The organism is Oceanisphaera litoralis, from assembly GCF_016907015.1.
Taxonomy (GTDB): Bacteria; Pseudomonadota; Gammaproteobacteria; order Enterobacterales; family Aeromonadaceae; genus Oceanimonas; species Oceanimonas litoralis.
Map to the genome: position 1 here is coordinate 35,585 of NZ_JAFBBE010000005.1, position 14,124 is coordinate 49,708.

Genomic DNA, 14,124 nt, shown 5'->3' on the forward strand with positions numbered 1-14,124 from the left:
CGCCTTCTCTAGCTGCCCCTTCAGTATAGCTCGCCCGTGTAAAGTTGACTTTGAAATGCCTCATTTGGGGCTTTGCTTCAGATCCCTGACGCCTCACGGCTTTCCAGCACCTGACTGATGACTTCCCCCCGAGCCAGGCGGGTGCGTATCTCGTCTCCCGGTTGCAGCTGGCCGGCATCGGTGATCACCCGTGCGTTCAGCTGGGTGATGCTGTAGCCACGAGCAAGCGTGGCCAGCGGACTGATGGCATTGAGTCGCGAGCCGGCCAGGGCCAGCCGGTGGGCGCTGTGCTCGAGGCGGACTTTCACCTGGCTGTTCAGGCGTAGCTGAAGGCCGCTGAGCAGCGCCTGACGGCTCTGTAGACGTTGGGCCGGGTGCTGGTGTTGCAAACGCAGCCGGGCATTGCTCAGGCGCTGCTTGGCCTGCTCCAGTCGTTGCCGCAGGGCACGTTGCAGGCGGGCCTGCAGTTGGTCCAGCCGCTGGGCCTGCTGCTGCAGCTGTTGTCGGGGATGCTGTAATTGCAGGCGAGCATTCAGGCGGGTTAGCCGGTTGCTGCTTTGCAACAGATAGCGACGCTGCGCCTGTTGCAAGCGCTGCTGCCACTGTTGATATTGTTGCTGCTGGGCGGTGCCGTCCTGGCTTACCAGCTCGGCGGCGGCGGAAGGGGTAGGGGCCCGCAGGTCCGCGACCAGATCGCTCAGGGTGATGTCCACCTCGTGGCCCACGGCGCTGACCACCGGCAGGCGAGATGCAGCGATGGCGCGTATCAGCCGTTCGTCGTTGAAGCACCAGAGGTCTTCCAGCGAGCCGCCGCCACGGGCCAGGATCAGCACGTCGGTTTCGGCCCGGCGGTTGGCGGTGGCCAGGGCGGACACCAGTTGCATGGCGGCGGGCTCGCCCTGTACCTGGCTGGGGTAGACCACAAGTTGCAAATGAGGCGCCCGACGGGCTAACACGGTCAGAATGTCGTGCAACGCCGCCCCGGTGGGGGAGCTGATGATGCCGATGCGGGTCGGATGCTCGGGCAGCGGACGCTTGCGATCCTGATCGAACAACCCTTCATCCCCCAGGCTGCGCTTGAGGGCCTCGAATTGCTGCTTGAGCAGACCTTCACCGGCGGGGGCCATGGTTTGCGCCACCAGCTGGTAATCGCCTCTCGGCTCGTAGAGCGTGACTTTGCCGAAAATAAGCACCTGATCGCCGTTTTTAGGCCTAAAGCCGACGCTGCGGTTGTTGCCGCGAAACATGGCGCAGCGCAACTGGGACTGATTGTCCTTCAGCGAAAAATACCAGTGGCCCGATCCGGGGGTGGCGAGGTTGGATATTTCCCCGCTCAGGGTAACCGCGCCCATCTCGCCTTCCAGCAGCATGCGAGCATGCCGATTAAGGCGGGTGACCGTATAAATCTCTGTTAATTTATCCTGATGCAAAATGGCCCCTGGTGAGTATCTTTATATTAAAATAAGCCGGTTTTCCGGCTATTTTGCGCTTAATTTGCCAAAATCACAAAAATCGCTTTACCGAAGGGGGTCGGATGCCTAAAATTCTTCGGCAATATTTTTCCCCCAACTGATGGTGAATATTGCGATGCTTAGGATTGCCCAAGACGCCCTGACCTTTGATGATGTACTGCTGGTCCCAGCTCATTCCACCGTGCTTCCCAACACCGCGGATCTTCGTACCCGCCTGACCCGGGACATCCATCTTAACATTCCCATTGTTTCCGCCGCCATGGACACCGTGACCGAAGCCGATTTTGCGATCGCGCTGGCCCAGGAAGGGGGAATCGGCTTCATTCATAAAAACATGTCGATTGAAGCCCAGGCCGCCCAGGTTCGCAAGGTCAAGAAATTCGAAAGCGGTGTGGTATCCGATCCGGTGACGGTACGGCCCGACATGACCATTGCCGAGGTGCGAGAACAGACCCTCCAGAATGGTTTTGCCGGTTATCCCGTGGTGAGTGCCGAGGGGGAGTTGGTGGGCATCATCACGGGTCGCGATGTTCGTTTCGTGCAGGACATGAGCAAACTGGTCAACGAGGTGATGACCGAAAAGTCCCGCCTGGTCACCGTCAAGGCCGGTGCATCCCGCGACCAGGTTGAAGCCCTGATGCAGCAGCATCGTATCGAAAAAGTACTGATGGTGGGTACCAATGGCCAGCTGACCGGCATGATCAGTGCCAAAGACTTCCAGAAAGCCGAAAGCAAGCCCAACGCCTGTAAAGACGAGCGCGGCCGCCTGCGCGTAGGCGCCGCCGTGGGTGCCGCTCCGGGCAATGAAGAGCGCATTCAGGCACTGGTTGATGCCGGCCTGGACGTACTGCTGATCGACTCCTCACACGGTCATTCCGAAGGCGTGCTGCAACGCATTCGTGAAACCCGCAAGGCATTCCCGAATCTGCCGATTATCGGCGGTAACGTGGCCACCGCCGCCGGCGCCCTGGCCCTGGCGGAAGCGGGCGCGAGTGCGGTCAAGGTCGGTATCGGCCCGGGCTCCATCTGTACCACCCGTATCGTGACCGGTTGTGGTGTGCCTCAGATCACCGCCGTGGCCAATGCGGTTGAAGCGCTCAAGGCGCTGGATATTCCGGTGATCGCCGATGGCGGTATCCGCTTCTCCGGTGACATCGCCAAGGCGCTGGCCGCCGGCGCCAACTGCGTGATGATGGGCTCCATGTTTGCCGGTACCGAAGAATCTCCCGGTGAAATCGAACTGTATCAGGGCCGCTCCTTCAAGTCTTACCGCGGCATGGGCTCTCTGGGCGCCATGACCAAGGGCTCGAGTGACCGTTACTTCCAGAGCGACAACGCCGCCGACAAGCTGGTACCCGAAGGCATCGAAGGCCGGGTACCCTACAAGGGCAAGGTGAAGGAAATCATTCACCAGCAGATGGGCGGTCTGCGCAGTGCCATGGGCCTGACCGGCAGTGCCACCATTGATGACCTGCGCACCAAGGCGGAATTTGTTAAGATATCCGGCGCGGGCATCCAGGAATCGCACGTGCACGATGTCACCATTACCAAGGAAGCACCCAACTACCGGTTGGGTTGATCCCGAAACGCAGTAGACGGGGGGCTGGTTCCCCCCGTTTTTCTATTGCCGTCTGGCCCCCCACAGGCGGTCTTTGTAACGAGTAGGAAGACGATGACCAAAAATATTCATGATAACCGGATCCTGATTCTGGATTTCGGCTCTCAGTACACTCAGCTGATTGCCCGCCGGGTTCGGGAGCTGGGCGTGTACTGCGAGCTGTGGGCCTGGGATGTGACCGAAGCCCAGATCCGTGACTTCAATCCGGATGGCATTATCTTGTCCGGGGGACCGGAGTCGGTCACCGAAGCCGGCAGCCCACGTGCACCGGAATACGTGTTCAACGCCGGCGTGCCGGTGTTTGGCATCTGTTACGGCATGCAGACCATGGCTCAGCAACTGGGCGGCGCCGTATCCGGCTCCAACGAGCGGGAATTCGGTTATGCCCAGGTACAGCGGGTGGCCGACTGTGCCCTGTTCGCCAATATCGAAGATGCGGTTGACGAGCAAGGTAACGCCCTGCTGGACGTATGGATGAGTCACGGCGACAAGGTCGTAGCGCTGCCCGAGGGGTTCCACAAGGTGGCCCAGACCGGCAGCTGCCCCTTTGCCGCCATGGCGGACGAGACCCGTCATTTCTACGGCGTTCAGTTCCACCCGGAAGTGACCCACACTCGCCAGGGCGCGCGTATGCTGGAGCACTTTGTGCGCACCATCTGCGGCTGTGACGCGCTGTGGACGCCGGCGACCATCATCGATGATGCGGTTGCCCGTATCCGCGAACAGGTGGGCAGCGACAAGGTGCTGCTGGGCCTGTCCGGTGGTGTGGACTCTTCCGTGACCGCCATGCTGCTGCACCGCGCCATCGGCCCGCAGCTGACCTGTGTGTTCGTGGACAACGGCCTGCTGCGGTTGAACGAAGCCGAGCAGGTGATGGACATGTTTGGCGATCACTTCGGCCTGAACATAGTGCACGTGAATGCCGAACACCGTTTTCTGGCCGCCATGGCCGGTGAAAACGACCCGGAAGCCAAGCGCAAGATCATCGGACGCGTCTTCATCGAAGTGTTCGATGAAGAAGCGGGCAAGATCCAGGACGTGAAATGGCTGGCCCAGGGCACCATCTATCCGGACGTGATCGAGTCTGCCGGTTCAGCCACCGGCAAGGCCCATGTGATCAAGTCGCACCACAACGTGGGTGGCCTGCCGGACGACATGGAAATGAAGCTGGTTGAACCGCTGAAAGAGCTGTTCAAGGATGAAGTGCGTCGGGTCGGCCTGGAGCTGGGTCTGCCCTATGACATGCTCTATCGCCATCCGTTCCCGGGGCCGGGTCTGGGTGTGCGCGTGCTGGGCGAAGTGAAGAAGGAATATTGTGACCTGCTGCGCCGGGCCGATGCCATCTTCATCGAAGAGCTGCACAAGCACGATCTGTACAACAAGGTCAGCCAGGCCTTCACCGTCTTCCTGCCGGTACGCTCCGTGGGCGTGATGGGTGATGCCCGTAAGTACGACTGGGTGGTCTCGTTGCGGGCGGTAGAAACCGTCGACTTCATGACCGCTCATTGGGCGCACCTGCCTTATGATTTCCTGGGTCATGTGTCCAACCGCATCATCAACGAAATCGATGGCATCAGCCGAGTAGTCTATGACATCTCCGGCAAGCCGCCCGCCACCATAGAGTGGGAATAATCCGCTAGCGATTTTACCCTTCGATAAGGTCGTGAAATACCACTTAAGCCCCTGAATATCAGGGGCTTTTTTAATGTTCCTGATGGCTGTCGGGGGGGCCCAGGGGCGACTACCGCGATTCCGGCTGCTTGTCCGGCAGCGTGTTCATCGAGCGTCGGGCACTGATGGAAAAGGCCCGGGACAGCTCGCTGCGAACCTGATCGACGGAGTAATACAGGGAATAGCGATATGTCAGCTGTGGCAGGAAGGGGCGGGTCACCACATTCAGGCCTTGCCACAAGTCGGCGTTGAAGGGCTCCAGCAGCGCAATACACAGGCCGGCGGCCACCATGCCGTAACCGGACAGTGAACGCTGGGTCGAGAACTGATCCCGTACCCTTATATTGTGTTCCTTCAGCAGGTTTTTATGGCTGCTCCATTCAATGCCATCTTCGTCCACCAGTTTCAGCAGGTTTTCGCCCTGCAGATCTTCAGGGGTAATGATCTCTTTCTCGGCCAGAGGATGACTCGCGGGCATGACACAGACCCAGGAAACTTCGGTCAGCGGCTCTTCGATAAAGCCGGCGTGGGATTCCGTCTGATTGGTCAGGATCAGGTCGTATTTCTTCTCGCCCAGGCCCTTTACCAACTGATCCACACTGTCGACCAGCAAGTTGATGTGCACCTGTGGGTATTCATCAACAAATGACTTGATCAGCGTTGGGGTCAGCTGGGTCGCCAGGGCCGGTGTGGAGCCAATCGTCAGGCTGCCATGGGACGATTGTTTCAGCTTGTCGGCAAAATTTTCCAGATGATGGATACCGTGAATGATGGTGCTGACTTCGTCATAAAACGCCATGGCTTCGGGCGTAGGCACCATTCTTCCCTTCTGTTTTTTGAACAGATCAAAACCCACGCCATCCTGTAAATCCTTGATAAGTCTGCTTATTGATGGCTGAGACATGGACAGGCTGGTGGCGGCCCGAGAAAAGCTGCCCTTCTGGATGGTGGCGACAAACGCCTGCAGTTGTCGGTATTGCATACGGTTACCACATAACAATTTCGAATAATGCTACACAAAAAAAGGCATTGTGCAAATGGATAGCCTGTGGAATATTTCGCGGCCATCTTTTCGATTGAATGTAAAGCACGCACACATGGAGATTTGTTATGCAGGGAAATACGGAACAAGAAAATCGAACGGGCACCCTTGATGGCCTGGGGGACAAGCCCTGGTATCAGAAATTCCCCGACCCCATGGTACTGATTTTTTATATCCTGCTCCTGGCCAGCTTCCTTGCCTGGGTGGTACCGAAAGGGGCCTACGAGGTGGAAACGGTGGATGGCCGGCAGCGAGTCATCGCCGATTCGTTTCATTACCTGGCCGATGACACCACCCCGCTTTCCGTTGCCGGGGCGGTAAACCAGCTGTTCAACATCTTTGTCGCGATCCCCCAGGGGCTGATCCAGTCTGCCCAGTACCTGTTTATCGTGTTCATTGCCGGTGGCCTGTTCAATATCCTGTATCGTAGCCATGCGCTGGAAAACCTGGTCGGCACCACGGTCAGGCGCATCGGGCTGGATAAAGGCCATCTACTCATCTGGCTGGCCACCTATCTGTACGGCATCTTCGGGATGTCGGTCGGCTATGAAAACAACATCGCCCTGGTCCCCGTTGCCCTGCTGGTGTCCAGCGCGCTGGGATACACCAATCTGGTGGGCGCCTGTATTGCCATTGGGGGCATCGGTATCGGCTTTACCCTGTCACCGATTAACCCCTACACGGTGGGTGTGGCACAAAGCATCGCCGGCCTGCCCATTTTCTCCGGCGCCCTGCTGCGTTTTGGAATGGCTTTCATGGCTCTGAGCCTGCTGGCCTGGTACATCACCACCTTTGTGGCGCCCAAACACCGGGCGGGCGAAGACGAGGGCGGCACCGGCGCACTTTCAAAAAAGATCGAGGACTATCGCCTTAGTGCCCGGGATCTGAGCATCATCTCGGTGTTCTTTCTCGGGATCCTGGTGATTGCCGGCTGTTCCTATCTGGCCGGCACCGGCGCCCTGGGCCGAAGCTGGTATATCAAGGAAATCACCGCCGTCTTTATCGTCATGTCGATAGTGATTGCCGCCATCTGCCGTATCAACCCCAATCGCTATGTGGCCGATATGGTTGAAGGTGCCTCAAAGGTCACCGGTGGCGCCCTGGTCATTGGCCTGGCGGCGTCCATCAAGGTGGTGCTGGAAGACGGCCAGATCATCTACACCATTGTCGATACCCTGAACCGGGCCCTCGACTTTATGCCCGAGTCGCTGATTGCGGTTGGTATCAGTGTGATTCAGGGCATCATCAACCTGTTTATTCCGAGTGGCTCCGGCCAGGCGCTGGTCACCATGCCGGTGCTGATCCCGCTGGCCGATCTGGTGGGTATCAGCTACCAGGTCATGATCCTCGCGTTCCAGGTGGGCGACGGTCTCACCAACATGATAGTGCCCACCTCCGGCGGCACCCTGGCCATGCTGGCCCTGGCCCGGGTGGGATACTCCGACTGGATAAAGGTCATCTTTCCGCTGATAGCCTTGATCTACGTGCTGAGCTGGGGATTCATTATCTTTGCCCAAATGACGCACTGGTCTTGATTCGCCGTTAAAAAAACCGTTCCGGTCCCCATGGCGCTTCGCCATGGGGGCCGGCCAAGGGAGAACCACATGAAAAAAATCACGCGTGTTGCACTGGTCGGCGGCACTCACGGCAATGAGCTTTCCGGTATCTATCTGCTCAAGAAGTGGCGTGACCACAACCAGTTTCAGCGTTGGCCCCAGCTCGAGTTAAGCCAGACCATCGCCAACCCCAGGGCCTGCGAGCAGTCGGTGCGTTATATCGAAACCGATCTCAACCGGGAATTCGCCCTCGATGCCTTGCAGGACGATGAACGGGTGGGATATGAACAGCTGCTGGCCAAAAAACTGAACCGGCAGTTCGGCCCGAGGGGCAAGTCGCCGATTGAGCTGATGATTGACCTGCACAATACCACCTCCAACATGGGGGCCTGCCTGATGCTGCTGCGCAAGGATGCCTTCAATATCGGGCTCGGCGCCTACGTCAAGGCCAACATGCCGGAAGCCGTGGTCTTCTTCCAGGACGAACTGCCGGAAGAGAAGAAGCGGTTTCTGATTTCGGTCGCCCAGCAGGGGGTGACCGTGGAAGTGGGCCCTCAGCCCAACTCGGTCTTGCAGCAGGAAACGCTGGAGCTGATGGAGCGGATGACCCAGCATATCCTCGATTTTGTGGTGTGCTACAACGAGGGGTCACTGACCTCGCTTCCCGCCGATTTTGAGGCCTTCCAGTATACGGAAGATCTGGTGTTGCCTACCGATGAGCAGGGACAGCGGCTCGGCATGGTGGCAAAGCGGCTCGAACAGCGTGATTTTCAGCCGATTGAGCCGGGCGAGGTGGTGATGGAAACCTTTGATGGCACGCCGATCACCTGGCAGGGGAACTATACCGCCTATCCCCTGTTTATCAATGAAGCCGCCTATCACAAGAGCCACGCAGCCATGACCCTGTCGCGGCGCGTCATGATCCGCTGCGCCGATTATCTCTGAGTCCCGGCTTTGACCACAGGGGTGACGGACATCCAGCGCCTGCTCGCAGCCTTGCCCCCGGATGCGTCGGAGCGGGTCACCGATACCGAGTCGTTCAATGGCCGCCGGTGCTGGCTGGTGGGATCCGGACTCGCTCTAGTATCCACTCCGGATAAAAAGGGCGCCGAGAGGCGCCCAATTGGATCGTGCTTGTTATTCATGCTACTTATTCAACCGTCAGCCTGCAGACACGGCTTCTTGCCTGCGCACCGACAACGCCGGAATTATTCCTGATTCTTGCGCTTGTCGCGCTTTTCCTGACGTTTTTCTTTCAGGGATTTTTCCGCTTTCTTTTTTACTTTTTCCTTACTCATGATCAAGCTCCTTGATGACGGGCCGCCGGAAAAGTGCCGCTTTCTTTTCTCGCCGGCTGACAAAATCGACTTTTTCACACGCTCAAGTTGCATAGACTCGAGCTACACCAATTTAAAGGTGGTCACGGCAGGTTGAATACTTCAAGGCTGCATCTCCTTATGATGTTCTGGTCAGGCAATATCAAATAAAGAGGGAACAGGCCGGATGCGACAAGCAGCATCCGGCTTACACCGGGCAGAAGGGGGTAGGGCTCGGAAAATTGTTTTGATACTTATACATAAAACCCTCTGTGAGTGCGTACTTATGTAAGTAGTGACGATTCCAAGTGACTAAAAAATAGATAAAAAGCAGTATCAATACCCTAGCCCAAGCTCCGAAGGAAAGCAATGTCAGTACGAGCAGCAACCAGTATCGTGTTTTCATTATGAGGCCTTATCTTGGGTGCGTAACAGGGTGTTACCATGAGCTTATCTCGGGTTAAAGAGGAAATGTGTCATGTTGAAGAGTCTGGTTTGGGGCTTGCTTTGTCTGTCGGCCATGACGACCGCCAATACCATCAGCACCCGGCCACCGGTGGAGCTGAATATTGCATCGGGTCTGGAGCCGGTGTGTTTTTATGCGGACCAGCGTTATTCGAAGGGGTCCGTGATTGAAATGGGCAAGCAGTTGTTTGTCTGTGAGCGGGAGCAGTCGTTCGAGCAGAATGGTCGTTTAAGCTGGCACCCGTTTCCATTGGAGTCAAATGACAAGCGCTGACGCAGTCCTTGCCACCAGATAGCTGCCGGTTCGGCTGTCTGCTAACGTTGTCATGTTCGTTATCATCAGGAGTCAATTATGGATTTTATTCGCATTATCATCGCCATCCTGTTGCCACCGCTGGGGGTGTTTCTGCAGGTCGGTATCGGCAAGCATTTCTGGATCAACATTCTGCTGACCCTGCTGGGTTATATTCCCGGCATAGTGCATGCGGTATGGGTGATTGCCAAAAAATGAGTGGCGGCTCTACAGACCATGAGGCCACCGTTCGGCGGCTGGAGCGACTGTCGTGGCTGCTGGACAGCGCCATTCGGCTGCCTGGTGGCTTCAGGGTGGGGCTGGACGGCATTATCGGGCTGGTGCCGGGTATCGGCGATCTGGCCGGCGCCGGCCTGTCATCCTATATCATACTGGAAGCCGCGCGCATGAAATTGCCGGCCGGGGTGCTGGCCCGTATGGGGCTGAATGTGTTGCTGGAGCTGAGTATCGGTATCATCCCCCTGTTCGGCGATCTGTTCGATTTCGCCTTCAAGGCCAACCGGCGCAACGTTCGGCTGTTGAACGAGTATTTAGGTCAAGGCAGGTGAATCGCTCACTCCTCACCCCTCACTCCTCACCCCTTACCCCTCACAGGGTTAAGCCTGTTTCTTGACCGGTTCGGCGTCGATATCCAGGGTGATGTCACCTTGTGGCCGGCAGCAGCAGGGCAGTATGTCACCGGCGGTGACGAAGGCCAGCGGGGGGTGCGGGTAGCTGACCGCCCCCTCGAGCAGAGGGGTTCGGCAAGCGCCGCAGTAACCACTGCGGCACTGATATTCCACCGCATGACCGGTGCGCTCCAGCCCTTCGAGCAGGGTTTCATCTGCCCGAAGTTCAAAGTTAAGCGCGCGGGTGCAGATGCGGCTCACAGCTCGAAGTCACCCAGATCGTCGTGGTTCATCTGAGAATCGATCTGGCCGACCAGATAGGAGCTGACTTCCACTTCCTGCGGGGCCACCTGCACATTGTCGGACGACAGCCAGGCGTTGATCCAGGGAATAGGGTTCTGCTTGGCACCGTCAAATGCCGGGGCCAGGCCCACCGCCTGCATGCGCAGGTTGGTGATGTATTCCACATACTGACACAGAATATCCTTGTTCAGGCCGATCATGGAGCCGTCCTTGAACAGGTATTCGGCCCACTCCTTTTCCTGAATCGCGGCGTCACGGAACAGCTCGAAGCACTGCTGCTCGCACTCTTTGGCGATGTGCGCCATTTCCGGATCGTCTTCGCCGGCGCGCAGTATATTGAGCATGTGCTGGGTGCCGGTCAGGTGCAGGGCTTCGTCGCGGGCAATCAGCTTGATGATTTTGGCGTTGCCTTCCATCAGCTCGCGCTCGGCAAAGGCGAAGGAGCAGGCGAAGCTGACGTAGAAGCGAATGGCTTCCAGCGCATTCACGCTCATCAGGCACAGATAGAGCTTTTTCTTCAGCTCGTAACGGCTGATGCTGACCGCTTGCCCCTTGAGCTCGTGCTCGCCTTCGCCAAACAGATGATAGAGGTTGGTGTACTCAATCAACTGGTCGTAGTAACCGGCAATGTCGCCGGCCCGTTTGAGGATCTGTTCGTTGGCCACGATATCGTCGAACACGGTCGCCGGATTATTGACGATGTTGCGGATGATATGGGTGTAGGAACGCGAGTGAATGGTCTCGGAAAAGGCCCAGGTTTCAATCCAGGTTTCCAGCTCGGGGATGGACACCAGCGGCAGCAGCGCCACGTTGGGGCTGCGACCCTGAATTGAGTCGAGCAGGGTCTGATATTTCAGGTTGCTGATGAAGATGTGCTTTTCGTGATCCGGCAGGGCCTGGTAGTCGATTCTGTCCTGGGACACGTCCACTTCTTCCGGACGCCAGAAGAAAGACAGCTGCTTCTCGATCAGCTTTTCGAAGATATCGTATTTTTGCAGATCATAACGGGCCACGTTCACCGGATTGCCGAGGAACATGGGCTCTTTCATATGATCGTTCTGAACTTGACTGAAAGTGGTATAAGACATTTCTATTATTCCGCACATAAGGCGTAATGCCGGCCAGGTAAGAGGGATAAGAAGGTTCCCAGGCCAACCGTCGACGGCAGGGATGCCATCGTCGAGCATACATAGATGTACTGGCTGCGTGTTGGCATGGGGTTTTCTTATCCCGATAACGCTTAATTAACGGGCATTACGCATCAAGGCGGGGATTTGACCCCGCCATCATGAACTATATTTTGCAGGCGCCGCCGGCACAGCCGTCATCTTCCTGCATGTCGTTCTGGGCGTCTGCCGCGCCGTCACGGGTGTTATGGTAATACAGGGTCTTGAGACCGAATTTATAGGCGGTGAGCAGGTCTTTCAGCAGCTGCTTCATCGGCACCCGGCCACCCTCGAAACGGGCAGGGTCGTAGTTGGTGTTGGCGGAAATGGCCTGATCCACAAACTTCTGCATCACGCCCACCAGTTGCAGGTAACCGTCATTGGACGGCATCTGCCACAGCAGCTCGTACTGGTTCTTCAGCTCGGCGTACTCGGGTACCACCTGCTTGAGGATACCGTCTTTGGACGCCTTGACCGATACCAGACCACGGGGCGGCTCTATGCCGTTGGTGGCGTTGGAGATCTGGCTGGAAGTCTCTGATGGCATCAGCGCGGTCAGGGTGCTGTTACGCAGACCCGTGGTCTTGATCTCTTCACGCAGGCTTTCCCAGTCCAGGTGCAGCGGCTCCTGGCAGAGTTTGTCCAGATCCTTTTTATAGGTATCGATCGGCAGCACGCCCTGGGAATAGGTGGTCTCGTTAAAGGCCGGGCAGGGGCCGAATTCCTTCGCCAATTTGACCGAGGCCTTCAGCAGGTAGTACTGAATGGCTTCAAAGGTCTTGTGGGTCAGGCCGATGGCGCTGCCGTCGGAATACTTGACGCCGTTCTTGGCCAGGTAATAGGCGTAGTTGATGACGCCAATGCCGAGGGTACGGCGGTTCATGGACCCTTTCTGAGCGGCCAGCAGCGGGTAGTCCTGGTAGTCGAGCAGGGCGTCCAGTGCACGTACCGCCAGTTCGGCCAGCTCTTCCAGCTCGCTCAAATCGCTGATGGCGCCGAGGTTGAAGGCCGACAGGGTGCAGAGTGCGATTTCGCCGTTTTCGTCGTTGATGTCCATCATCGGCTTGGTGGGCAGGGCGATTTCCAGGCACAGGTTGCTCTGGCGCACCGGGGCCACCGCCGGGTCGAACGGGCTGTGGGTATTGCAGTGATCCACGTTCTGAATGTAGATACGACCGGTACCGGCCCGTTCCTGCATCATCAGCGAGAACAGCTCCAACGCCTTGAGGGTACGCTTGCGGATGCTGCTGTCCTGCTCGTACTTGAGGTACAGTTCCTCGAACTTCGCCTGATCTTCGAAGAAGGCGTCGTACAGGCCGGGCACGTCGGACGGGCTGAACAGGGTAATGTTGCCGCCCTGAATCAGGCGCTGGTACATGAGGCGGTTGATCTGCACGCCATAGTCCATGTGCCGCACCCGGTTTTCTTCTACGCCGCGGTTGTTCTTCAGTACCAGCAGCGATTCCACTTCCAGGTGCCACATGGGGTAGAAGAGGGTGGCGGCACCACCCCGCACACCGCCCTGAGAGCAGCATTTAACCGCGGTCTGGAAGTGCTTGTAGAACGGAATACAGCCGGTGTGGAAGGCTTCACCACCACGAATGGGGCTGCCCAGGGCGCGAATGCGACCGGCGTTGATGCCGATGCCGGCCCGCTGGGACACATAACGTACGATGGCGCCGGAAGTGGCGTTGATGGAGTCCAGGCTGTCGCCGCACTCGATCAGTACGCAGGAGCTGAACTGACGGGTCGGGGTGCGCACGCCGGACATGATGGGCGTGGGCAAAGACACCTTGAATTGGGACACCGCATCATAGAAGCGAGTGACATAGCTCAGCCGGGTATCTTTGGGATACTTGGAGAACAGACAGGCGGCCACCAGCATATAGAGGAACTGGGGGCTTTCGTAAATCTCGCCGGTCACCCGGTTCTGCACCAGGTATTTGCCTTCGAGCTGCTTGACAGCCGCATAGGAGAAGGTCAGGTCGCGGTCGTGATCCAGATGGGTGTTGAGGGCGTCGAGTTCGTCGCGGCTGTAATCGGCCAGAATGTGCTGGTCGTACTTGTCCATCTCGGTAAGACGGGCAATGTGGTCATAAAAATGGGGCGGCTCGAACTGGCCATAGGCCCTCTTGCGCAGATGGAACACGGCCAGGCGGGCGGCCAGATACTGGTAATCCGGGGTCTGCTCGGAGATCAGATCGGCGGCGGCCTTGATGATGGTCTCGTGAATATCTTCGGTGCGGATACCATCATAGAACTGGATGTGTGACCGCAGCTCCACCTGGGAGACGGAGACATTGTCCAGCCCTTCGGCGGCCCAGGTGATCACCCGATGGATCTTGTCCAGATCGAGGTGCTCCTTGGCGCCAGAACGTTTGGTAACCAGCAGATGTTTATTCATGAAACGGACCTTCTCCCAGTGGTGTTGCGTCTACTTCGGCAAAAACATCCCGTGTCATCAGTACCCTACATAGTGTGGGTGATGGCCGGAAGAAGCACAACATCTAGTTGTCTTGTGTGGTGATGGGCACAATATAGTGGGTTAGCTGACAATTCTCAAGCGGGCGGAAACCGGTAAATCATGTGGATAA

The 14,124-nt window shown here is 57.6% G+C and carries 12 protein-coding genes; 7 read left to right on the forward strand and 5 right to left on the reverse strand.

Going from position 1 to position 14,124, the window contains the following annotated elements:
* Nucleotides 1–77: 77 nt before the first annotated feature.
* On the reverse strand, nt 78–1,430 hold the full coding sequence (xseA, locus tag HNR62_RS04105; protein ID WP_204794820.1) for an exodeoxyribonuclease VII large subunit: 1,353 nt from the start codon (nt 1,428–1,430) through the stop codon (nt 78–80).
* A 157-nt stretch (nt 1,431–1,587) separates the two neighbouring features.
* On the opposite strand from xseA, the gene guaB reads away from it, so the two are divergent.
* Nucleotides 1,588–3,051 carry an IMP dehydrogenase gene (gene guaB / locus HNR62_RS04110; protein ID WP_204794821.1) on the forward strand — a complete coding sequence of 488 codons (1,464 nt, stop codon included), beginning with the start codon at nt 1,588–1,590 and terminating at the stop codon, nt 3,049–3,051.
* Between the two features lie 93 nt (nt 3,052–3,144).
* Nucleotides 3,145–4,722, forward strand: coding sequence for a glutamine-hydrolyzing GMP synthase (gene guaA, locus HNR62_RS04115; RefSeq protein ID WP_204794822.1), 1,578 nt, complete (start codon nt 3,145–3,147; stop codon nt 4,720–4,722).
* Between the two features lie 109 nt (nt 4,723–4,831).
* Here the strand turns inward: guaA and HNR62_RS04120 are convergent, their stop codons facing one another.
* Nucleotides 4,832–5,743, reverse strand: a complete 912-nt coding sequence (locus tag HNR62_RS04120) for a LysR family transcriptional regulator (protein WP_204794823.1) — start codon at nt 5,741–5,743, stop codon at nt 4,832–4,834.
* A gap of 128 nt (nt 5,744–5,871) precedes the next feature.
* On the opposite strand from HNR62_RS04120, the gene HNR62_RS04125 reads away from it, so the two are divergent.
* The 5 genes from HNR62_RS04125 to HNR62_RS04145 all read left to right on the forward strand — a co-directional run bounded on the left by HNR62_RS04125 (nt 5,872) and on the right by HNR62_RS04145 (nt 10,001).
* Nucleotides 5,872–7,338: a YfcC family protein gene (locus HNR62_RS04125; RefSeq protein ID WP_204794824.1), complete on the forward strand. Its 1,467-nt coding sequence runs from the start codon at nt 5,872–5,874 to the stop codon at nt 7,336–7,338.
* Nucleotides 7,339–7,407: 69 nt separating this feature from the next.
* A complete protein-coding gene (locus HNR62_RS04130) occupies nt 7,408–8,304 on the forward strand; it encodes an aspartoacylase (protein WP_204794825.1) in 897 nt (298 codons plus the stop codon).
* 849 nt (nt 8,305–9,153) lie between these two features.
* Nucleotides 9,154–9,414 carry a DUF1496 domain-containing protein gene (locus tag HNR62_RS04135; protein WP_204794826.1) on the forward strand — a complete coding sequence of 87 codons (261 nt, stop codon included), beginning with the start codon at nt 9,154–9,156 and terminating at the stop codon, nt 9,412–9,414.
* A gap of 78 nt (nt 9,415–9,492) precedes the next feature.
* The gene (locus HNR62_RS04140; RefSeq protein WP_104487697.1) at nt 9,493–9,651 is read left to right on the forward strand and encodes a YqaE/Pmp3 family membrane protein; all 159 of its coding nucleotides are present in this window, start codon (nt 9,493–9,495) and stop codon (nt 9,649–9,651) included.
* Nucleotides 9,648–10,001, forward strand: a complete 354-nt coding sequence (locus HNR62_RS04145; protein ID WP_204794827.1) for a DUF4112 domain-containing protein — start codon at nt 9,648–9,650, stop codon at nt 9,999–10,001. Before HNR62_RS04140 ends, HNR62_RS04145 begins: the two co-directional genes overlap by 4 nt.
* 48 nt (nt 10,002–10,049) lie before the next feature.
* On the opposite strand, the gene yfaE is transcribed toward HNR62_RS04145, so the two are convergent.
* The 3 genes from yfaE to nrdA all read right to left on the reverse strand — a co-directional run bounded on the left by yfaE (nt 10,050) and on the right by nrdA (nt 13,934).
* Nucleotides 10,050–10,322 carry a class I ribonucleotide reductase maintenance protein YfaE gene (yfaE, locus tag HNR62_RS04150; protein WP_204794828.1) on the reverse strand — a complete coding sequence of 91 codons (273 nt, stop codon included), beginning with the start codon at nt 10,320–10,322 and terminating at the stop codon, nt 10,050–10,052.
* On the reverse strand, nt 10,319–11,452 hold the full coding sequence (nrdB, locus tag HNR62_RS04155; RefSeq protein ID WP_204794829.1) for a class Ia ribonucleoside-diphosphate reductase subunit beta: 1,134 nt from the start codon (nt 11,450–11,452) through the stop codon (nt 10,319–10,321). Before nrdB ends, yfaE begins: the two co-directional genes overlap by 4 nt.
* A 205-nt stretch (nt 11,453–11,657) precedes the next feature.
* Entirely contained in the window at nt 11,658–13,934 is a 2,277-nt protein-coding gene (gene nrdA / locus HNR62_RS04160; protein ID WP_204794830.1) for a class 1a ribonucleoside-diphosphate reductase subunit alpha, read from the reverse strand.
* Nucleotides 13,935–14,124 lie beyond the last annotated feature (190 nt).

Bases quoted from the DNA above. Each gene is read 5' to 3' on its own strand.
- nrdA (WP_204794830.1), bottom strand. From the start codon at position 13,934: ATGAATAAACATCTGCTGGTTACCAAACGTTCTGGCGCCAAGGAGCAC.
- HNR62_RS04120 (WP_204794823.1), bottom strand. From the start codon at position 5,743: ATGCAATACCGACAACTGCAGGCGTTTGTCGCCACCATCCAGAAGGGC.
- guaB (WP_204794821.1), top strand. From the start codon at position 1,588: ATGCTTAGGATTGCCCAAGACGCCCTGACCTTTGATGATGTACTGCTG.
- HNR62_RS04130 (WP_204794825.1), top strand. From the start codon at position 7,408: ATGAAAAAAATCACGCGTGTTGCACTGGTCGGCGGCACTCACGGCAAT.
- nrdB (WP_204794829.1), bottom strand. From the start codon at position 11,452: ATGTCTTATACCACTTTCAGTCAAGTTCAGAACGATCATATGAAAGAG.
- guaA (WP_204794822.1), top strand. From the start codon at position 3,145: ATGACCAAAAATATTCATGATAACCGGATCCTGATTCTGGATTTCGGC.
- HNR62_RS04135 (WP_204794826.1), top strand. From the start codon at position 9,154: ATGTTGAAGAGTCTGGTTTGGGGCTTGCTTTGTCTGTCGGCCATGACG.
- HNR62_RS04125 (WP_204794824.1), top strand. From the start codon at position 5,872: ATGCAGGGAAATACGGAACAAGAAAATCGAACGGGCACCCTTGATGGC.
- HNR62_RS04140 (WP_104487697.1), top strand. From the start codon at position 9,493: ATGGATTTTATTCGCATTATCATCGCCATCCTGTTGCCACCGCTGGGG.
- HNR62_RS04145 (WP_204794827.1), top strand. From the start codon at position 9,648: ATGAGTGGCGGCTCTACAGACCATGAGGCCACCGTTCGGCGGCTGGAG.